Here is a 21167-nt window from a genome sequence, read left to right as displayed (position 1 = left end):
TATGTACGACCTTATTCGCCCACTGCTGTTCGCGCTGGATGCTGAAACCGCGCATCGTGCGACGCTCTACGGCCTCGACGTGGCCCATCGCAGCAACTTCATCCATCTTGTGGCCAAGCCGCCGCAAGAGCTGCCGACCACCGCGTTCGGCATACGCTTTCCCAATCCGGTGGGACTTGCGGCCGGCCTGGACAAGAATGCCGATCACCTCGATGCGCTGGGCGCACTGGGTTTTGGTTTCGTGGAAGTGGGCACCACCACGCCGCGTCCGCAGCCCGGCAACGACAAGCCGCGCATGTTCCGCTTGCCCAAGCACGAGGCGGTGATCAATCGCCTGGGCTTCAACAATGCCGGCGTCGACGCGCTGGTGCGCAATGTGCAGAAGTCGAGCTATCGCGGCGTGCTCGGCATCAATATCGGCAAGAACAAAGACACGCCCAACGATAAGGCGGTGGACGATTACCTGTTCTGCCTGGAGCGCGTGCATGCGCTCGCCAGTTACATCACAGTGAATATTTCCTCGCCCAACACGCAAGGCCTGCGCGATCTGCAGGAAGAAGCCACGCTGCGCCGCTTCATCGAGACCCTGCGTGAAGCTCAGGAACGCCTGGGCTCGCAGAGCGGCGCGCGCAAGCCGATGCTGCTGAAGATCGCCCCGGACCTCAGCGAAACCGAGCTCGACGCGATCGCCGACGTGCTGCTGGCCGCCAAGGTGGACGGCGTGATCTGCACCAACACCACCATCGACCACACTTCCGTCGCCGACGATCCGCAGGGCAATGAAACCGGCGGCCTCTCCGGCAAGCCGCTGTTCGCCCGCTCCACCGCGGTGCTGCGCGGCATGCGCCAGCGCGTGGGCGACCGGCTCGCCATCATCGGCGTCGGTGGCATTCTCGATGGCAGCGATGCAGCGGAGAAGATCACCGCCGGCGCCTCGCTGGTGCAGCTGTATTCGGGCATGGTTTATCGCGGCCCTGCCCTGATCGCCGAATGCGTGAATGAGATCCGCCGCCAGCAGGAAAGCACCGATGCCGGTTGAACGTATCGACATGGGCGGTTACACGCTGATCGAAAATGCTCCGCTGGCCACGCGCAACACGTTGCGCGTCAATGCGCGGGCGCGCCTGCTGGCCGAGATCAACGACGCCTCCAAGCTCACCGAACTGCTGGAATTCCCGGCCGTGCGCAACGGCAAGCTGCTGGTGCTGGGCGAAGGCAGCAATATGCTGTTTACCGGCGACTATGACGGCACCGTGCTGGCGATGGCCACGCGCGGCGTGCAGGTGGAACAGGATGGCGACGTCGCCCGCATCGCGGTGGCCGCCGGCGAGCGCTGGGACGATTTCGTGCGCTGGACGCTGGGCCAGGGTTTTGCCGGACTGGAAAACCTCATCCTGATTCCCGGCACCGTTGGCGCCGCGCCGATCCAGAACATCGGCGCCTATGGCACCGAGGTGGCGGAGTTCATCGACAGCGTGGAAGCATGGGATATGCAGGAGCGCCGCGTCGCTGTGCTCGATCGCACCGCCTGCGCCTTTGCCTATCGCGATTCGGTCTTCAAGCACGAGCCGGGTCGCTATATCGTCACCGCCGTGCGCTTTGCGCTGCCCCGCTCGCGCGAGTTGCGCACGGACTATGCGGGTATTGGCGACGAACTCGTGCGCATGGGCGTGGACAAGCCGGCACCGTTCCATGTGGCGGAAGCCGTGGTGCATTTGCGCACGAAGAAGCTTCCCGATCCCGCCGTGATCGGCAACGCCGGCAGTTTCTTCAAGAATCCCATGGTCGATGCAGCCCAGGGCGAGGCGCTCAAGCGCGAACATCCAGAGCTGGTGTCGTGGGTTGTCAGCGATGGGCGATGGAAACTCTCCGCCGCCTGGCTGATCGAGACGGCGGGCTTCAAGGGCATGCGCGAGGGCGATGCGGGTATTTCCAATCGCCATGCGCTGGTGCTGGTGAACCATGGTCGCGCCACGGGTGGCGAGCTATGGGCGTTTGCGCAGAAGGTGATCGAAGGCGTGCGCACGAAATTCGGCGTGCAGCTGGAGCCGGAGCCGGTCGTCGTTTGATCTCCCTCTGGCCTCTTCCCTGTGGGAGGGCACCCTGTGCCCGACAAACCTACAGAGCGCTACCTTCAGCGCACCGCGTCCTTGTAGGAGCGCACTTGTGCGCGACCACGGAACGCCAGCGTTTGCGCACCGCCGACCCGTCGCGCACAGGGTGCGCTCCCACAGGTGTGGGCGTCGCGCACGATTACGCCGTCTTGCGCTCCAAATTAAGCAGGAACACCGCAATGGCGTGCAGCTGGCGCCGGTCGTCGTTTGACGGCAGACCCGGCCCCTCCCCTGTGGGAGGGCACCCTGTGCCCGACAAACCTACAGAGCGCAACCTCCAGCGCACCGCGTCCTTGTAGGAGCGCACTTGTGCGCGACCACGGAACGCCAGCGTTTGTGCACCACCGACCCGTCGCGCACAGGGTGCGCTCCCACAGGTGTGGCGTCGCGCACGATTACGCCGTCTTGCGCTCCAAATTAAGCAGCAACACCGCAATGGCGTGCAGCTGGAGCCGGTCGTCGTTTGACGGCAGACCCGGCCCCTCCCCTGTGGGAGGGCACCCTGTGCCCGACAAACCTACAGAGCGCAACCTCCAGCGCACCGCGTCCTTGTAGGAGCGCACTTGTGCGCGACCACGGAACGCAAGCGTTTGCGCACCGCCGACCCGTCGCGCACAGGGTGCGCTCCCACAGGTGTGGGCGTCGCGCACGATTACGCCGTCTTGCGCTCCAAAATTAAGCAGGAACACCGCAATGGTGTGCAGCTGGAGCCGGTCGTCGTTTGACGGCAAACCCGGCCCCTCCCCTGTGGGAGGGCACCCTGTGCCCGACAAACCTACAGAGCGAAACCTTCAGCGCACCGCGTCCTTGTAGGAGCGCACTTGTGCGCGACCACGGAACGCAAGCGTTTGCGCACCGCCGACCCGTCGCGCACAGGGTGCGCTCCCACAGGTGAGGCGTCGCGCACGATTACGCCGTCTTGCGCTCCAAAATTAAGCAGGAACACCGCAATGGTGTGCAGCTGGAGCCGGTCGTCGTTTGACGGCAGACCCGGCCCCTCCCCTGTGGGAGGGCACCCTGTGCCCGACAAACCTACAGAGCGCTACCTTCAATGCACCGCCTCTTGCAGGAGCGCACTTGTGCGCGACCACGGAACGCCAGCGTTTGTGCACCGCCGACCCGTCGCGCACAGGGTGCGCTCCCACAGGTGTGGGCGTCGCGCTCGATTACGCCGTCTTGCGCTCCAAATTAAGCAGGAACACCGCAATGGTGTGCAGCTGGAGCCGGTCGTCGTTTGACGGCAGACCCGGCCCCTCCCCTGTGGGAGGGCACCCTGTGCCCGACAAACCTACAGAGCGCTACCTTCAGCGCACCGCGTCCTTGTAGGAGCGCACTTGTGCGCGACCACGGAACGCCAGCGTTTGTGCACCGCCGACCCGTCGCGCACAGGGTGCGCTCCCACAGGTGTGGCGTCGCGCGCGCTTACGCTGTCTTGCGTTCCAGATTCGGCAAGAACGCCGTGATGATGCCGATCAGTGGCAGATACGCGCACAAGCCGTAGACGTATTCGATGCCACGCGCATCGGCGATATGTCCCAACACCGCGGCGCCGATGCCGCCCATGCCGAAGGCGAAACCGAAGAACAGCCCGGACACCATCCCCACGCGGCCAGGAATCAGTTCCTGCGCGTAGACCAGGATGGCGGAGAAGGCCGAGGCGAGGATCAAGCCGATGATCACCGTGAGCACGCCCGTCCAGAACAGGCTGGCATGTGGCAGCAGCAGGGTGAAGGGTGCGACGCCGAGGATCGATGCCCAGATCACCCATTTGCGGCCGATGCGATCGCCCACCGGGCCACCGATCAAGGAACCGGCCGCCACGGCGAACAGGAACACGAACAGGTGTGTCTGCGCACTCTGCACGGACACGCCGAAGCGGTGCATCAGGTAGAACGTGTAGTAACTGCTCAGGCTCGCCAGATAGAAGTACTTGGAGAAGATCAGCAGTCCGAGGATCAGCAGCGACCACGCCACCTGCGACTTGGTCAGCACGAGATGCGACTCGCGCCTGGCTTTGGCCTTGCCGCGCTCGGCGTAGTGATCGCGATACCACCGGCTCACCTGCAGCAGCACCACGATGGCGAGCAGCGCGGCGAGCGAGAACCACGCCACGCTGCCCCGGCCATGCGGAACGATGATCCACGCCGCCAGCAACGGCCCCAGTGATGCACCGGCGTTGCCGCCGACCTGGAACAGCGACTGTGCCAAGCCGTGGCGACCGCCCGAGGCCATGCGCGCCACGCGCGAGGATTCGGGATGGAACACTGAAGAGCCGGTACCCACCAGGGCCGCGGCGATCAGCAACACGGTGAAGTTGGGCGCGGTGGCGAGCAGCAACAAGCCGCACAAAGTGAAACCCATGCCCACCGGCAAGGAATACGGCATCGGCTTCTTGTCAGTGACCAGACCCACCGCCGGCTGCAGCAGCGAGGCCGTGATCTGATAGGTCAGCGTGATCAGGCCGATCTGCGCAAAGCTGAGATTGAAGCCGCTCTTGAGGATCGGATAGATCGCCAGGATCAGCGACTGGATCATGTCGTTGAGCAGGTGCGAGAAGCTGATCGCGCCGAGGATCCTGAACTCGGTAGCGTGTTCGGTGGCTTGGCTGGCGGGCGGCACGGCGGCCAACGGCATGTCTTCGACGCGGGTTTGCATGGGGGCTCGTGAGGGAACGTGTGCGGCAAGGCGACGCGGTTGCGCCGCCGGGAACGTCACCTTAAAGTGAGCGAGTCCGGCCCGCACACGCAACCGGGTCAATTTCTGTCGAAAATGGGCCAAGCTCATGCGTAACGCCCGTGCCGAAGCCTATGACCAGACGCCCCGCGACGTCATCGCGACCGGTAACGACTATCCCCCGCACTATGTACTGCCCCCGCATTCGCACCGTCGCGGCCAGCTGCTGTACGCCTCCACCGGGGTGATCACCACCATCACCAGTGAAGGCAGCTGGGTGGTGCCGCCGCGGCGCGCGCTGTGGATACCGCCCGGCGTCTCGCACGAGGTGTTGATGGCCGGACCGGTGTCCACGCGCAGCGCCTACGTCACGCCCGAAGCTGTCGAGCATGCCGGCCTCTCACCACGTTGCCAGGTCATCAGCGTCTCTCCCCTGCTCCACGAATTGCTGATGGAGGCAGTGGATTTGCCGGCCGAATACGATCTGGACGGCCGCGACGGACGCGTGATGGCGTTGCTGCTCGATGAGATCCGCCGCATGCCGGTGCTGCCGCTCAGTACGCCGCTGCCGCGCGAAAAGCGTCTCGCCGCGCTCTGCCGCCATCTGCTGGAACAGCCTTCGCAGGAAGTGAAGATCGACGACATGGCACACCGTGCCGGCATGAGTCGGCGTCATTTCACGCGCACTTTCCGCGAAGAAACCGGCATGAGCTTCACCGCCTGGCGTCAGCAGGCATGCCTGTTGTCGGCCTTGACGCGACTGAGCAATGGCGAGGCGATCACGCAGGTGGCGGTCGATCTGGGCTATGGCAATCCCAGTGCGTTTACGGCGGCGTTCCGGCGTGTGTTGGGGATGGCGCCGAGCCGGTATCTGGCGACGCCCTTGGGATAAACCGTTGCGCTGGCGATATCTGTGTGGGAGCGCACCCTGTGCGCGACAGGCGTGCTGCGACGACGCTACGGAGAGGCACGCCCGTCGCGCACAGGGTGCGCTCCCACAAATGATTATCGGCGGCAATCACGGCTCCATAACATCCGACTATGCACTGTCACAGGTTCGTCAGATGCGATGGGCAATATGTCGGTCTTATGACAGCGCACACGTCTGCGCTTTCCTGCCATGGCCCGGTCGCAATTGACGGCTTACCATGCTTTCCATTCGCGGATAGCGCAGCCAGTCTCGCGCCCGCCCATCGAACGGTGAACCGATGAGTACCGATGTCGTCCGAACCAGCGCAGAGCGCGACGCCGCCATCACCGAACAGGTGCCCGCCGCACCCGTCCAGGCGCCTGCCGCGAGCGCTGCGCCGGACTTGAACGATCCCACCCTGTATATAAATCGCGAACTGTCGCAACTGCAATTCAACATCCGCGTGCTGGAGCAGGCGCTGGACGAAAGCAAGCCGATCCTCGAGCGGCTGAAGTTCCTGTTGATCTTCTCCAGCAACCTGGACGAGTTCTTCGAGATCCGCGTGGCGGGCCTGAAGAGCCAGATCGCCTTCGATCACGAAATCGTCGGATCCGACGGCGTGGCGCCACGCAAGGCGTTGGCCGAGATCAGCGAGATCACGCACAAGCAGATCGAACGGCAGTACGCGATCCTCAACGACAACATCCTGCCGGAGCTGGCGCGCAACGGTATCCGCATCGTTCGCCGCAACGAGTGGTCGCACAAACAGAAACTGTGGGTGCGTCGTTACTTCCGCCACGAAGTCGCCCCGCTGGTGACGCCGATCGGACTCGATCCCACCCACCCGTTTCCGTTGCTGGTGAACAAGAGCCTCAACTTCATCGTGCAGCTGGAAGGCACCGATGCGTTCGGCCGCGATTCGGGCCTGGCCATCGTGCCGGCGCCGCGCGTACTGCCGCGACTGATTCGCCTGCCCGACGAGGTATGCGAGGGCGGCGAGAACTTCGTGCTGCTGTCCTCGATCATTCATGCGCATACCGAGGAACTGTTCCCGGGCATGTCGGTTCGCGGTTGTTACCAGTTCCGCCTGACCCGCAATGCCGACCTCACCCTCGACCCGGAAGACGTCGAAGACCTTGCCCGCGCGTTGCGCGGCGAGCTGTATTCGCGCCGCTTTGGCGATGCCGTGCGACTCGAAGTGGCGGACAACTGCCCCACCGAACTGACCGACTACCTGCTGCGCCAGTTCGGCCTGACCGCCGCCGAGATGTACGAGGTGAACGGTCCGGTGAACCTGGCGCGCCTGTTCGGATTGATCACCAAGACGCTGCGCCCGGAACTGCAATACCCGCCGTTCACGCCGTCCATTCCCAAGGCTTTGAAAAAGGCCGAGGACCTGTTCCAGGTGATTGGCCGGCAGGATGTGTTGCTGCTGCATCCATACGAGTCGTTTGCGCCGGTGGTCGATCTGCTGCACCAGGCCGCGAAAGACCCGACCGTGCTGGCGATCAAGCAGACGCTGTATCGCAGCGGCGCGAATTCCGAAATCGTCGACGCGCTGGTGGACGCAGCGCGTTCGGGCAAGGAAGTGACCGTCGTCATCGAGCTGCGCGCGCGCTTTGACGAGGAGTCCAATCTCACCCTGGCCTCGCGCCTGCAACAGGCCGGCGCCATGGTGATCTACGGCGTGGTCGGCGTGAAGACGCATGCCAAGCTGATGCTGATCCAGCGTCGCGAAGGCGAGGAACTGGTGCGTTATGCGCACCTGGGTACCGGCAACTATCACACCGGCAACGCGCGCCTTTACACCGACTACAGCCTGCTCACCTCCGACCAGGCGCTGTGCGAAGACGTGCACAAGCTTTTCAGCCAGCTCACCGGCATGGGCAAGCTGCTGCAGATGAAAAAGCTGTTGCACGCACCGTTCACGCTGAAGAAGACGCTGCTGGAATTGATCGCGCGCGAGACCGCGCATGCGGCGGCCGGCAAGCCGGCGCAGATCATCATCAAGGTCAATGCGGTCACCGATGCCAAGATGATTCGCGCGCTCTACAAGGCCAGCATCGCCGGCGTGAAGATCGACCTGATCGTGCGCGGCATGTGCTGCCTGCGTCCGGGTGTGCCGGGCATCTCGCACAATATCCGCGTGCGTTCCATCGTGGGCCGCTTTCTGGAGCACAGCCGCGTGTACTGGTTCCTCAATGGCGGCGAAGAGAAGTTCTATCTGGCCAGCGCCGATCTGATGGAACGCAACCTGGATCGCCGCGTGGAAACCGGTTTTCCGGTGGAAGGAAAGAAGCTGCAGAGCCGCCTGAAGAAGGAGCTGGAACTTTATCTTTCCGACAACTCCAGTACCTGGCTGCTGCATGCCGATGGCCGCTATGCGCGCAGTCGGCCAGGTGCGAGCCAGACGGTGCGCAACGTACAGACGCAGCTGCTGGAAAAGATTTGCGGCTCAGGTGTCAGTGCCGATATGTGATGCGCCCGGGCCGGTTGCGCCGCCCGTGTTCTGGCAGAGGCAGCGCAGCACGTTCCGGCTCACCGGGCTCGGACGCCATCCTGGCGGTGGCGTTTCACCCAGGCGACATAGCGATCCATGAAGCCCTGCAGGAATTTCTGCGTGCCCTCGTTGGCGATCGAGCCGTCCTCGGCGAAAAGACCGTCCTTGGCGTGGATGAACACCTCGGGCTGAGCGAGCGTGGGCACGTCGAGATAGGCCAGTACGTTGCGCAGATGCTGCTGCGCCATCGCGCCGCCCTGGGCGCCCACGGAGACGCCGATCACGGCCGCCGGCTTGCCCGCGAATGAATTGGTGCCCCAAGGACGCGATGCGATGTCGATGGCGTTTTTGAGCACACCAGGGATCGAGCGATTGTATTCCGCAGTCACGAACAGCAGTGCATCGGCGGCGCCTATCTCCTGCTTGAGGCGTTTGCCTTCGGCAGGGTAGTCGGTATCGAAATCCTGGTTGTACAGCGGCAGGTTGTCGATGCGGATGTGTTCGAAGCTCAGCTCCGGCGGAGCCAGCGCCTCCACGGCGCGGGCCAGCTTCCGGTTGAAGGAATCCTTGCGCAGGCTGCCCACCAGAACGGCCACACGGATCTTCTCGTTGCTCATTGCCTAGCTCCCAGAGAGTGGAATTGGAAGTCGCCGAAAGGCATAGAGCATGGCATTGCAGGCAGTGAACCCCTCGTGATAAACCTCCGTCACACGGATGCTCTGGCCTTGTGGCATGATGGCCTTATAGCCTTCCATACCGCCCATCGAGTCTTGGCGTTATTGGTTCCAACAAGGCGCCGCCAGCCATGGCGGCCTTGGCAACACGCACGGATGATGCCCTGCCCGCGCCACCGGTAACGCGGGTTTCTGCTCACAGGATTGACCGGATCGGCCATAAAGCTGCGTACGACTCCCACAGCGGAGCGGTGCGAAGAAGGGGGACCGGTACATGGTTGGGCCACTCGCGACCATCGCGACGCGTCGCTACGGGCGGATGCTGGGCATCCTCGCCCTGCTGTTGTTCGCCTGCTCGGCGCATGCCGCCACGGCCCTCACCGGTGCGGCGCGAGAAGTCATGCCTGGCGATACCCCGCAGTCGGTGTTGGATGCCTATCATCGGGGCGAGTTGGTCGGTTTCGATCCCAATCTGCTGCAGCGGTTCTCCCGTCGCGGGCTGGGCACCTGGGTGGTGCTGCAGCCACAACCCCCACTCGTGAACGAAGAGCGGGTGCTTTCCGTCTATCCCCCGCCGCTGGCGCCGGTGACGCTGTTCAATGCCGACGGCTCGTCGCTGAGGATGTCGCTCGACGACTTTATGGCCACCGCCCACGGCAACGGCCGCCTGGCCTACCGCATCAGCGCCGACACGCCGGCTTCTTCGCCCATCCTGATGAAGATCGAGCCGGGTACGGTCAACCATGCCGTCGCCGGTTTTCATCTGCAGCCGTGGAACGAATATCTGCTGACCGATGCGCAATGGCTGGCCTTCGCCAGCGCCTGCTTCGCCGTCATGGTGGCCATGTCGCTGATGGCGCTGTGCCTCGCACTGATGCTGCGCGATAGCACGTTCGCCTGGTATGCCGGTTACGTGCTCTGCTACGCCCTGATCCAGGGCGTGCAGACGGGCTATCTGTTCCATCCGCTGGAGCTGACCTGGCTGGGCGGCGTGGCGCCGATGATCGCTTCGTCGGCGATGGCCTTGTCGCTCGCCTTTGCGGCCATGTTCGTCTCACGCTTCTGCGAATTGCCACGCTATGCAGCCATCCTGCAGACGCCGACCGTGGCGCTGGCCGTGGGCATGCCGCTGCTGGTGTTGCTCGACAACAGCCAGGTCGCGGTACTGCAGCAGACCGCCCAGGTACTGGTGACGCCCTTGCTGGTGATCGGCACGCTGTTGCTGCTCAGTGCCGCCGTGGTTGCCGCCGTGCAGGGCTCTCGCCCAGCCTGGTTCTTCCTGGTCGGCTGGACCCCTCTGCTCGCGCTCACCGCGCTGTACAGCTCGCAAATGACCGGCATGCTGCCGGATGTCACCTGGCTGGGCGATGCCTGCCTCGCCGCGGGAGCATTTGAAGCCATCGTGCTTTCGCTGGGACTCGCTGATCGCGCCCTGATGATGCGGCGTGACCGCCATGTGGTGCAGGAGCTGGCCGACAACGACGCGCTTACCAATGTGCTCAACCGGCGTGCCTGGACGGAGAGCGTGCAAAAGGTGCTGGGCAATTGCGGGACGCAACCGATCGCCCTGCTCTTCCTCGATCTCGATCACTTCAAGATGCTCAACGACCGCCAGGGCCATGCGGCTGGCGACCGCGCCCTGGTCGCGGTGGCCGAGGCCTTGCGCAACGAACTGCGCCCGCACGACCTGCTGGGTCGCTACGGCGGCGAAGAGTTCGTAGCCATGCTGTTTGGCATCGAGCAGAACCAGGCCATGCAGGTGGCCACGCGGCTATGCCGCCGCGTCTATCGCCTGGAGATACCGGTGAACCAGACTGGCCTGGTGCTCAGCGTGAGCATCGGCATTGCCATGCGCACGCACGAAGACACGGTCGACACCCTGGTGGAGCGCTCGGATCTGGCCATGTACCGGGCCAAGTTGGCTGGCCGCAACCGCGCCCGGCTGGACGAGAAGCTGGAAGGCGTGCGCCGTAGCTGGCCCCGCGCGGTAGAGAGCGACCGCAGCGCCTGAGCGGCACTCGGAAAATCGACAAGACATGGCCGCACAACAGGGTACGCTCGGCCCATCCCTGTCACGGAGCACGCCCATGAGCACGCCACACGCTACCGGCAGCACCATCATTCCCTGTCTGCGCTATCGCGATGCGCACGCCGCCATCGACTGGCTGTGCAAGGCATTTGGCTTCCACCAACAAGCGGTCTACGACGATGACCAGGGCGGCGTGGCCCACGCGCAGCTCACCTACGGCAGCGGCATGTTGATGCTCGGCTCGGTCAACGACAACGAGTTCGGTCGACGCATGGTGCAGCCTGACCAGGTCGATGGACGCGAGACGCAGTGCCCTTGCGTGATCGTCAAGGATTGCAAGGCGCACTACGAACAGGCCAAAGCCGCCGGCGCCATCATCATCGACGAGTACGCCGAGAAGGAATACGGCGGCGCCGGTTATAGCTGCCGCGACCTGGAAGGTCACCTGTGGTGGTTCGGCAGCTACGATCCCTGGGCCGAGACGGCCGGATGATCCGCGCATCGGCTCAGCAGCGCGCGACCGGCAAATAGACGTCCGCACGCAAGGAGGCTTCCGGCACTTCCTCGGGGTCATCGAGGAAATGCCGGAACGGATGTTCATCGCGCAGAACGTAGCCGCTATCGGGCAACCAGTGGCCGATCAGGCGATCGGTCAACCCGCCCAGTGCATCGTAGGAGCCCACGTGGCGCCAGCGCGCCCACAGGCCGCCGCCCAGTTGCAGCGGCTTGGTTTCCGAGTCGCCTGGCACCTCGTTTCCCTCGAAGGCCAGTGCACAATCGAAGGCGCCGTGGTCGGGCCGCGCGTCAGGGCCGCCATCGTGGGCAATCCCGTAGATGCCGGTCAGGCGCTCCAACAACGCACGCTCGGCGGCCCAGGCGAATAGACGTCCATAGGCCTGATCCAGTTCGCGATGCGCGCCCTCATAGCGCGTTGCCACGACGCGAAAAGGCTCGACCGAGACGACTTCGACCTCGAAGGCCTGCTCGGCCGCATCTTGCCTGGCGGGACGACGAAGGCGCTGCATCGCTTCGTGCAGTCGTCCCTGCTGCCCGCGCAGTTCGCTCGGCGTGGCATCGAAGGCCTGCCGGAACGCGCGTGCAAACGCCTGCGGTGTTTCGTATCCCACCGCCAGCGCCGTCTCGGTGACACGCTCGGCGGGCTCGGACAACAGCTGCAAGGCGCGCAGCCAGCGCAGGCGCGCAACCGTCTGGCCGATCGTTTCGCCAGCGAGCGCGCGGTAGATCCGATGAAAATGGAACGGCGAAAGATGGGCAGCGGCCGCCAGTTGCGCCAACTCCGGCAGCGCTTCGCCCTGGGCCACCGCCGACTGGAGCAGGGCGACCACGCGATCGATGCGTTGCAGATAGTCCTGACGCGTATGGGTTTTCATGACTGGGCTTCCTCTGGGAGTGGGCCCAGTGTGGTCGGCGCCTTCGGCGGCAGCGTTCCCATTCTTGCGCACTGGGCATCGTATAGGCAGGAAGTCATGGTGGGAGCTTGGGGGCCACTCGCTTACAGTCGTACCGGGGCTCCATCCACTCACTCGCCCGAACGGCTATCGCTAGCCGCTCGCCTGGAGGATTCATGCGTATCCGCCGTACCCTGCTCGCCGTTGCTCTCGCCACTGTCGGCGTCTCCTTTGTCCATGCGCAGACGGCGCCGCTCACGCCGGATATCACCTCCAAGGCCTACGCGGCCGACGCCGCCGGCTACGACTACGTGAAACGCGAGGTGATGATACCGATGCGCGACGGCGTGAAGCTGCATACGGTGATCGTGATACCAAAGAGCGCGCACAACGCGCCGATCCTGTTGACGCGCACGCCGTACGACGCGAGCGGCCGCGCCGAGCGCTTCACCTCCCCGCATATGGATGCCACCCTGCCGCAAGGTGACGAGGTGTTCGTGCACAGCGGCTACATCCGCGTGTTCCAGGATGTGCGCGGCAAGTACGGCTCCGAAGGCGACTATGTGATGACGCGTCCGTTGCGCGGGCCGCTCAACGCCAGCGACGTGGATCATTCCACCGATGCCTACGACACCATCGACTGGCTGGTGAAGAATCTGCCCGAATCGAACGGCCGCGTCGGCATGCTCGGCTCCTCCTATGAAGGCTTCACCGTGGTGATGGCGCTGATCCATCCGCATCCGGCGCTCAAGGTGGCCGCGCCGGAAAGCCCGATGGTCGACGGCTGGATGGGCGACGACTGGTTCCACTACGGCGCCTACCGCCAGACCAACTTCGACTACATCTACGGCCAGACCAGCAAGAAGGACGGCAAGAAAGGCGGCATCCCGCGCGTGGGCTACGACGACTACAGCAATTTCCTCAGCGCCGGTTCCGCCGGCGATTACGCGCGCGCAAACGGCCTGGAGCAGTTGCCGTTCTGGCGCAAGCTCGACGAACACCCCGCGTACGATGCCTTCTGGCAAGGCCAGGCGCTGGACAAGATCATGGCCGGGCAGCCGGCGGCCGTGCCCACCATGTGGCTGCAGGGATTGTGGGACCAGGAAGACATGTGGGGCGCGATCCACAGCTACGCCGCCACCGAAGGCAAGGACAAGGGCAACGACAAGAACTTCCTGGTGATGGGACCATGGCGGCACAGCCAGGTGAACTACGACGGGCGTTCGCTGGGCCCGCTGCAGTGGGATGGCGACACGGCATTGCAGTTCCGCCGCGATGTGCTCAAGCCCTTCTTCGATCAATACCTGGTCGCCGGCGCGCCGAAGGCAAACACGCCGCCGGTGCTGATCTACAACACCGGCGAAAACCATTGGGACCGCTATAAGTCGTGGCCGCTCAGCTGTGACAAGGGTTGCAGCAACAAACCGAAGTCGCTGTATCTGGGCAGCAACGGCTCGCTCTCGTTTACCGCACCCGCATCCGACGCCGCGAAATACGACGAGTACACCTCCGACCCGGCCAAGCCCGTGCCTTACCAGCCGCGCCCCGTGCATTTCGCCGATCACGATGCGTGGACGCGCTGGCTGGTCAACGACCAGCGTTTCGTGGATGGACGTCCGGACGTGCTGACCTACGTGAGTGAACCGCTCACTGCGCCCCTGCATATCGGTGGCGCGCCGCAGGTGAATCTGTATGCCTCCACCAGCGGCACCGACAGCGACTGGGTGGTGAAGCTGATCGACGTCTATCCGGATACGGTGCCGTCCAACCCCGAGATGGGCGGCTATGAGCTGGCCGTGTCGCTGGATATTTTCCGCGGCCGCTATCGCACCAGCTTCGAACATCCGCAAGCGCTGACGCCCGACCAACCGCTGCTTTACGCGTTTGGCCTGCCCACCACCAACCACGTGTTCCAGCCCGGCCACCGCATCATGGTGCAGGTGCAGTCGAGCCTGTTCCCGTTGTACGACCGCAATCCGCAGACCTTCGTGTCCAATATCTTCGACGCGAAGCCGGCCGATTACCGGAAGGCCACGCAGCGCGTATGGCACTCCCCGGGGACGGCCAGCTCCATCAGTCTGCCGGTGGTGCCCAACGGCTGACCGGCCGTTCAATCCACCCCGAAAGGCCGGCTCATGCCGGCCTTTCTTATTGGTAAATACCTATACCTTCCAGCCACTTGAAAATTAATTAAAGCTATGATTAATTAATGGGCATGACGACCAAACCACGCCCTCCGCAGTCGGCCGCCCGCCGCACCCCTGGCCGCCCCACCACGGACAGCCCCGACTTGCGCGCCAGCTTGATCGAGGCGGCCCTCGCCTGCTTCGTACGGGACGGCATCGCAGCGACCTCCTTGCGCAACATCGCCAAGGAAGCCGGCGTGACCCCCGCCATGCTCAATTACTACTTCGGCAGCAAACCGGCCCTGCAGAACGCCGTGTTCGAGGAACGCCTGCTACCCGCCGTCATGAGCCTGCGCGAAGTGGTGAGCACTGCAGGCGATGACGTGCACGCCATGGCCAGGCAATTCGTGCAGGGCGTGCTGGGACTGGTCGACGCCTTCCCATGGTTTCCCTCGCTATGGGTCCGCGAAGTCCTGTGCGAAGGCGGCGCCCTGCGGGAGCTCCTGCTTTCGCGCATCGGGCCCGAGCTGCCACAGATGCTGGCCCGCCGTTTTGCACAGGCGCAGCAGCGCGGACAGATCCATGCCTCGCTTGATCCACGCCTGATGGTCGTATCGCTGATCGGCCTGACGTTGTTCCCGGCGGCCAGCGCCCCGATCTGGCGGCAGATGTTCCAGGCCGACCTGGGCACGGACGTGCTGGTCCGCCACGCGCTTGCCCTGCTCGAACATGGCATGGGAGTCCCGCCATGAACATCCATCATCGTTTGGTCGCCACGCTGGTCGCCTCGCTGCTGCTGGCCGGCTGCCAAGACTCGCCCCCGCAGACGCTGGGCACCGTGGAATTCGACCGCATCACGCTACCCGCGCCGGCGGCCGAGCACATCGTGAAAATCGACGTACGCGAAGGCCAGTACGTTCCCGCCGGCACGCGCATCATGCAGCTGGAAACCACGCGTACGCAGGCCGCACTCAACTCCGCTCGCGCCGACCTGCAACAACAGCAGCAGGCTTTGCTCGAACTTCAACGCGGTCCGCGTGAAGAGCAGATTCGCCAGGCGCGTGCCAATCTTGCCGGCGCACAGGCGCAGTCCCGCGACGCCAATGCCTATTACCAACGGCTGTCCGCCCTGGGCAAACAGCAATTCATCTCCGCGGCGGATCTTGACCGCGCCAAAGCCTCGGCCGGCAATGCCGACGCAGCCGTGGCGGCCGATCGTGCAGCGCTCGATCAGCTCGTCAACGGATCGCGCGTGGAAGACATCGCCCAGGCACGCGCCGCCGTGACCGCGGCAACCGCCAACGCAGCTTCGCGAGCGGTCGATCTGGACAAGCTCGATCTGACCGCGCCGCGCGATGTACGCGTGGACAGCCTGCCCTACAAGTTGGGCGACCAGGCCCAGCCCGGCACGCCGCTGGTCATCCTGCTTGCCAGCGACACGCCCTATGCACGCGTCTACGTACCGTCGGCGCTGCGTCCGTCGATCAAGGTCGGCGACAAGGCGATCGTCAAACTGCACGACGGCAAGCAGCAATTCCATGGCACGGTGCGCATGATCCGCAGCGAGCCCACCTTTACGCCGTACTACGCCTTGAGCGGCGAGGACGCGACGCGACTGAGCTATCTGGCGGAGATTGCCCTGGGCACCGATGCCCGCGATCTTCCCCAGGGCTTCCCCGTTGCCGTTGCCTTCCCGGGCAAAGCCAGCCATGACTGACAACGCCATTCACGCGCAGGGACTGACCAAGCGCTTCGGCGCGCTGGTGGCCGTGAACAGCGTCAACCTGGACGTGCCGCGGGCCTGCGTCTATGGATTTCTGGGGCCCAACGGCTCGGGCAAATCCACCACGATACGCATGCTGTGCGGGCTGCTGACACCCAGCGAAGGCAAGATCGACGTACTGGGCTTGCGCATCCCCGAACAGGCCGAAGCGCTGAAGCGGCGCATTGGCTATATGACGCAGAAGTTCTCCCTGTTCGAAGACTTGTCGGTGCGCCAGAACCTGGAATTTCTCGCCACCGTGCAGGGCTTGTCGCGCCATGAGACGCGTGCACGCGTGGACGAGCTGTTGCAGCGCTATCGGCTGGACGATCGTCAGCAGCAACTTGCCGGCACCATGAGCGGCGGGCAAAAGCAGCGCCTGGCGCTGGCGGGTGCCATCGTGCACAAGCCGGAACTACTATTCCTGGACGAGCCCACCAGCGCGGTCGATCCCGAGTCGCGACGCGATTTCTGGGAAAAACTGTTCGAGCTCGCCGATGCCGGCACCACCATCCTGGTATCCACGCACTACATGGACGAGGCCGAGCGTTGCCATCGCCTGGCGATTCTCGACACCGGCAACCTGGTCGCCGACGGCACGCCCAAAGAACTGACCGAGACGTTGCTCGGCCGGACCTTTGTGATCCGCGCCCACTCCCCTCGCCAGGCGAAGGCAGCGCTGGATGACCGGCCCGAGGTGTTGAGCGTGGCCCAGATCGGCAACGAGCTGCGCGTACTGATGCGCGATGACAAGGTCACCGTGGAAACCCTGCGCCATGCGCTTGGCGATGCCGATGCCTCCATGGACATCCAGACCGTGGCACCCAATCTCGAAGACGTCTTCGTGGTCGCCACGCGCAGGCTCGGTCGACCTCAGGAGCGAGCGGCGTGAATCTGCGACGACTGTGGGCCATCATGGTGAAGGAGTTGCGCCAGATGCGGCGCGATCGCGTCACGCTCGCCATGATCATGGGCATGCCGATCCTGCAATTGCTGCTGTTTGGCTACGCCATCAATCTCAACCTGCGCAATCTGCCGGCGGCAGTCGTCGACCAGGCACATACGGCTGGCTCGCGCGCTGCCGTACAAGACATGCTGGCCAGCGGCGTCATCGAGCTCAAGGCCAGCGCGCAGTCGCCGCAACAGCTGGTCGACCTGCTTCGCGAGGGCCGCATCAGCGTGGGCATCGCCGTGCCGCCAGACTTCGAGCGTCGCAAGCTCGATGGTCGCGAGGCCATCCAGGTGATGGTCGACGGCAGCGACAACGTCGTCCAGTCCGCTGCCGCACAGCTGGCGCTGTACCCGCTCAACCAGCCGGACAATTTCCACGCGCTTGCGCCAACGCCGATCAGCGTGGTGAGTTTCTACAATCCGGAACGCCGCTCGCCGGTCAACATCGTGCCGGGACTGATCGGCGTCATCCTCACCATGACCATGGTGCTGTTCACCGCCGTCGCCATCGTGCGCGAAACCGAGCGCGGCAATATGGAGTTGCTGATCACCACGCCGGTCAGCCGCACCGAGCTGATGATCGGCAAGGTGCTTCCGTATGCCGCGATCGGCCTGGTGCAGACCACCGTGGTGCTACTGCTGGGCGTGTGGCTGTTTCGCGTGCCGATCCGCGGCAGCCTGTGGGACGTCTACCTGGCGTCGGGCCTGCTGATCCTCGCCAATCTGTCGCTGGGTCTGCTGATCTCGACGCGTGCACGCTCGCAGTTCCAGGCGATGCAGATGACGTTTTTTGTGTTCCTGCCATCGATCCTGCTCTCGGGTTTCATGTTCCCTTATGCCGGCATGCCGCTGCCCGCCCAGTGGATTTCCGAGGCCTTGCCGCTAACCCATTTCATGCGCCTGATCCGCGGCATCATGCTGCGCGGCGCTGACCTGGGTGATCTGTGGCATGACGCGGTCGCCCTGGTGGCGTTCATCGCAGTCATGCTCACGCTGGCCATTCGCCTGTTCCACAAGCGACTGGATTGAACCCTGCTCACGCCGGGCACAAAAAAAAGGCCCGCACGCGCGGGCCTTTTCAGGCGACACAGAATTACTGCGTACAAGCCTTGCCGTGATCCCCGTGATAACCCTTGGCCTTGGCATCGGCCTCGCTCATATACGCGCCCGACTTCGTCTTGCCGTACCACTTGTCGCCCTGGCAGTGATAGACCTTGCTGCTGTCGTTGACCCATACCATGCCCGGACCACCGCCCGGCGCGGCGTTGGCCGGCGGCTGCGGTCCCGCCGACTTGGCAGCGGCAGCGGGCGCAGCCGCCGTGCTCTTGGGCGCCATGCTGTTGCTGGCCGCAGCAGGCGCCGCTGCCGGCGCGGCTGCCGCTGCCGGAGCAGCCGTGGCTGCAGCGGTGTACCACTCCTTCACGCCCTGATGGCCCGAGCAGGCACCCTTCTTGGTGGCGTGATTGGTGTAGCTGCCGTCCTTGCACTGGCCGGTGGAACCGGCGGGTGCGGCGGACTGCTGAGCGTAGACGGCCGGCCCGGCCAAAAGACCTGCGAACAAAACGGCGATCAGACCATACGATTTCATCTTCGATCCCTCCTGCGAATGTCGCCTGCCTGATGGGCTGCTGCCCGGCGTGGCTGGCATGTCCCGGCGCCATCGACATCGACGGACCCACTGCCGATGCGTGACGCTTCCCAAGCGCCCGAGCGCTTGCGCGCAATATGCGCCTACCCCGTGACGCTTGGATCACGCTGCCGCACTCGGCGTTCATCTGGCGTGATGCTGTTTCGCAACTTCATACGACAACGGACCGCATCGCGATGCGCGCGATGCGGTCCGCGATCATCAGTGATTGATGACCAGGTCGGCGATCACGCCCGTGGCCACGGCAACCAGCAGGAAATCGCCGGTATCGCTGCGCACCCACACGTGTTCCGGCGGCGGCGGCGCGAGGTGGTAGGCGTGGTAGTCCACGTAGTAGCGACGGTCGTGGTAGTACTCCTCGGGCACGCGGCCACCGCGGTGATACCAGCCTTCGTGGTTGCCGCGGTCGTGCACGATCACGTAGTCGTGGCGATCGTGGTCGCGATCGCGGTCGTGGTCCCGGTCGTGACCCTGATCGCGGTGATCGTCGTGGCGATCCTGATCGTGCTGGTCATGGTGGTCGTCGTACTGAAACGGTGCTGCTGCGACGGTGGTGGAAGCCATCACTGCGCCCAGCATCAGTGCGAACAAGGTCTTCTTCATGCGAACTCTCCATGGGGTAGTGCCGTGGAGCAGGCGCGCCCCCTGGCGCACGTTTCCACGGCGGCGCCATGATGTGATTCGCAACGATGCACGATGGGTGAATCCGTTCGCAAAACGGTGCGCTTCAGGCGCGCAAGTTCATGCGTTGATGTGGCGTTAGGTTTGGGTGGTGCGATGCATCACCCGATAGAAGAAGCCATCCCTGGCCAGCCCCTGTTCCGTATGCGTAGATCAAGGGACATCCAAACGCGCCAACTCAATGCACCATCCGGCTGCTCAACCGCTGCTTGAGCGGCGCGGCATCGAGCAGCAGCAGGGTGCGGCGATCGGGCAGTTCCACCACTTCGCGCATGTCGTTGCGCAAATCCTGATCGATCTGGTTGCGCAGCACGCGGGGCACGCCGATCTTGTCCGCCGCGTCGATCGTCACGATGTTCTCGATCGCATCCACGATCAGGCCGAATTTTTCTTCATCGTTCTCCACCACCAGCACCTTCGCGCCATCCAGATCGGCATAGCCCTTCATGCCGTAGAGCGCACGCAGGTCAATGATGGTGATCAGTTTGCGGCGCAGATTGAGCATGCCGCGCACATAGTCCGGCGCTCCCGGCGGCTGCATCACCTCCGGCGGAAAATCGATCACCTCGCGCAGCTGGTCGATGCGCATGCCCATGAGCTGGTCGAGCTTGAAGGTCACATAGGTTTCGCGCGCGCCGCCGCGACGCTTACCCTGGCCGCGATCCGCCGCCGATTCGCTGGCGTACAACTCGCGATGGCCTTGGGTGAGGTCGGCGACCGTGGCGTCACTCAACAGAGCGGTCTCATCGATCAGGATGATGTCGGGCGCGCCCTCGCGACTGATGCAGCCGGTGAACAGCTGCGGCCGATCTGCATTGAATGATGGAATGGCCAGCAGTTCCTCGTCGCGATAGCCGACGATGCTCTCCACGTCATCTACCAGCAGACCGAAATCCATCGCCTGCTGGCGGATCACCACGATGCGCCGCGGATCCTCGAAGTCGCCGCAGGCCGCCGTCGCGGCAGCCGTGCCTGGCAGGCCAAGGAAACGGGCGAAATCCACGACGGGCACCGTATTGCCACGCAGATTGAGCAAGCCAATGCACAAATCGCTGGCCAGCACTGACTTGAGCAGCTCCGGCACGCGGATGATTTCGTGGATGGCGCCCATCGGCAGGGCAAGGCGCGTGTCGCCCACGCGGAAGGACACGCCCTGGCGACGCTGCCCCATGGCCGCACGCTGCCGGGCCGGTTCGGATGCAAGGCTGTCTGCCCTGGGCACCGGCATATCGTGCAGTTGATGGAGCGCGTCCACGCTCAGTATCTGCAGGATGCGGTTGCCGCCGTCGAGCTTGAGCGCGCCGCCTATCAGCGACGCTGCTTCGCCATCGCTGAAGATCACTTTCTGCTCGCTGGTCACGCGCAGGATCTCGCCGGTGGCATCGAACAGCAGGCCGATGCGGCCCTGGCGAAACTCCACGATGGCGATCTTCGAGGCATCGCGCGCGCCGCTCTCGGGCAGCTTCAATAACTGACCCAAATGCACGATGGGTATCAGGCGACCACGCAGGTTGAACAGCCCGAGCAGGTAGCTGGGAGCCAACGGCACCTGGGTGACCACGGCCGGGTAAGTCACCACTTCCTGCACCGCCGTCACCGGCAGTACGAGTTCGGTATCGCCCAAATGGAACGAACCGAACAGTTCAGTGGCTTCCTGCCGGGCCGACTTGGTAATGGAAGAGTCCATGAC

Annotated in this window: 17 protein-coding genes; 11 read left to right on the top strand and 6 right to left on the bottom strand. The window is 64.3% G+C overall.

What is annotated here, in order from left to right:
* Position 1: 1 nt before the first annotated feature.
* Together AC1DKY_RS12795 and murB are read left to right on the top strand one after the other, a co-directional pair.
* Positions 2 to 1039, top strand: a complete 1038-nt coding sequence (locus AC1DKY_RS12795; RefSeq protein ID WP_441603703.1) for a quinone-dependent dihydroorotate dehydrogenase — start codon at positions 2 to 4, stop codon at positions 1037 to 1039.
* 10 nt (positions 1040 to 1049) lie between these two features.
* The gene (gene murB, locus AC1DKY_RS12790) at positions 1050 to 2069 is read left to right on the top strand and encodes a UDP-N-acetylmuramate dehydrogenase (protein WP_441603777.1); all 1020 of its coding nucleotides are present in this window, start codon (positions 1050 to 1052) and stop codon (positions 2067 to 2069) included.
* Positions 2070 to 3536: 1467 nt separating this feature from the next.
* On the opposite strand, the gene AC1DKY_RS12785 is transcribed toward murB, so the two are convergent.
* Positions 3537 to 4769, bottom strand: coding sequence for an MFS transporter (locus tag AC1DKY_RS12785; protein WP_441611400.1), 1233 nt, complete (start codon positions 4767 to 4769; stop codon positions 3537 to 3539).
* Positions 4770 to 4896: 127 nt separating this feature from the next.
* On the opposite strand from AC1DKY_RS12785, the gene AC1DKY_RS12780 reads away from it, so the two are divergent.
* Together AC1DKY_RS12780 and ppk1 are read left to right on the top strand one after the other, a co-directional pair.
* Positions 4897 to 5679, top strand: a complete 783-nt coding sequence (locus AC1DKY_RS12780; RefSeq protein WP_441603701.1) for an AraC family transcriptional regulator — start codon at positions 4897 to 4899, stop codon at positions 5677 to 5679.
* A gap of 316 nt (positions 5680 to 5995) precedes the next feature.
* Positions 5996 to 8176, top strand: coding sequence for a polyphosphate kinase 1 (gene ppk1, locus AC1DKY_RS12775; RefSeq protein ID WP_441603700.1), 2181 nt, complete (start codon positions 5996 to 5998; stop codon positions 8174 to 8176).
* A 59-nt stretch (positions 8177 to 8235) separates the two neighbouring features.
* Here ppk1 and AC1DKY_RS12770 read toward each other — a convergent pair whose 3' ends face one another.
* Positions 8236 to 8814 (bottom strand): NADPH-dependent FMN reductase, encoded by a 579-nt coding sequence (locus AC1DKY_RS12770; protein ID WP_441603699.1) that lies wholly within the window; start codon positions 8812 to 8814, stop codon positions 8236 to 8238.
* A gap of 331 nt (positions 8815 to 9145) precedes the next feature.
* On the opposite strand from AC1DKY_RS12770, the gene AC1DKY_RS12765 reads away from it, so the two are divergent.
* Together AC1DKY_RS12765 and AC1DKY_RS12760 are read left to right on the top strand one after the other, a co-directional pair.
* Entirely contained in the window at positions 9146 to 10882 is a 1737-nt protein-coding gene (locus AC1DKY_RS12765; RefSeq protein WP_441603698.1) for a GGDEF domain-containing protein, read from the top strand.
* Positions 10883 to 10958: 76 nt separating this feature from the next.
* The gene (locus tag AC1DKY_RS12760) at positions 10959 to 11393 is read left to right on the top strand and encodes a VOC family protein (protein ID WP_441603697.1); all 435 of its coding nucleotides are present in this window, start codon (positions 10959 to 10961) and stop codon (positions 11391 to 11393) included.
* 13 nt (positions 11394 to 11406) lie between these two features.
* Here the strand turns inward: AC1DKY_RS12760 and AC1DKY_RS12755 are convergent, their stop codons facing one another.
* Positions 11407 to 12291 (bottom strand): AraC family transcriptional regulator, encoded by an 885-nt coding sequence (locus AC1DKY_RS12755; protein ID WP_441603696.1) that lies wholly within the window; start codon positions 12289 to 12291, stop codon positions 11407 to 11409.
* 194 nt (positions 12292 to 12485) lie between these two features.
* Between AC1DKY_RS12755 and AC1DKY_RS12750 the strand changes: the two genes are divergently transcribed.
* From AC1DKY_RS12750 to AC1DKY_RS12730, 5 genes are all read left to right on the top strand, one after another.
* Positions 12486 to 14411, top strand: a complete 1926-nt coding sequence (locus tag AC1DKY_RS12750) for a CocE/NonD family hydrolase (RefSeq protein WP_441603695.1) — start codon at positions 12486 to 12488, stop codon at positions 14409 to 14411.
* Positions 14412 to 14524: 113 nt separating this feature from the next.
* Positions 14525 to 15187, top strand: coding sequence for a TetR/AcrR family transcriptional regulator (locus tag AC1DKY_RS12745; RefSeq protein ID WP_441603694.1), 663 nt, complete (start codon positions 14525 to 14527; stop codon positions 15185 to 15187).
* Positions 15184 to 16152: an HlyD family secretion protein gene (locus AC1DKY_RS12740; RefSeq protein WP_441603693.1), complete on the top strand. Its 969-nt coding sequence runs from the start codon at positions 15184 to 15186 to the stop codon at positions 16150 to 16152. Before AC1DKY_RS12745 ends, AC1DKY_RS12740 begins: the two co-directional genes overlap by 4 nt.
* Positions 16153 to 16159: 7 nt before the next feature.
* Positions 16160 to 17089 (top strand): ABC transporter ATP-binding protein, encoded by a 930-nt coding sequence (locus AC1DKY_RS12735; RefSeq protein ID WP_441603776.1) that lies wholly within the window; start codon positions 16160 to 16162, stop codon positions 17087 to 17089.
* Positions 17086 to 18177, top strand: a complete 1092-nt coding sequence (locus tag AC1DKY_RS12730; protein WP_441603692.1) for an ABC transporter permease — start codon at positions 17086 to 17088, stop codon at positions 18175 to 18177. Before AC1DKY_RS12735 ends, AC1DKY_RS12730 begins: the two co-directional genes overlap by 4 nt.
* Positions 18178 to 18241: 64 nt before the next feature.
* On the opposite strand, the gene AC1DKY_RS12725 is transcribed toward AC1DKY_RS12730, so the two are convergent.
* From AC1DKY_RS12725 to AC1DKY_RS12715, 3 genes are all read right to left on the bottom strand, one after another.
* Positions 18242 to 18736, bottom strand: coding sequence for a DUF3761 domain-containing protein (locus AC1DKY_RS12725; protein ID WP_441603691.1), 495 nt, complete (start codon positions 18734 to 18736; stop codon positions 18242 to 18244).
* Between the two features lie 261 nt (positions 18737 to 18997).
* A complete protein-coding gene (locus AC1DKY_RS12720; RefSeq protein ID WP_441603690.1) occupies positions 18998 to 19399 on the bottom strand; it encodes an RcnB family protein in 402 nt (133 codons plus the stop codon).
* A 256-nt stretch (positions 19400 to 19655) separates the two neighbouring features.
* On the bottom strand, positions 19656 to 21164 hold the full coding sequence (locus AC1DKY_RS12715) for a chemotaxis protein CheW (RefSeq protein ID WP_441603689.1): 1509 nt from the start codon (positions 21162 to 21164) through the stop codon (positions 19656 to 19658).
* Positions 21165 to 21167 lie beyond the last annotated feature (3 nt).

The organism is Dyella sp. 01N448, from assembly GCF_056399225.1.
This window is presented reverse-complemented; position numbering and strand designations above follow the sequence as displayed.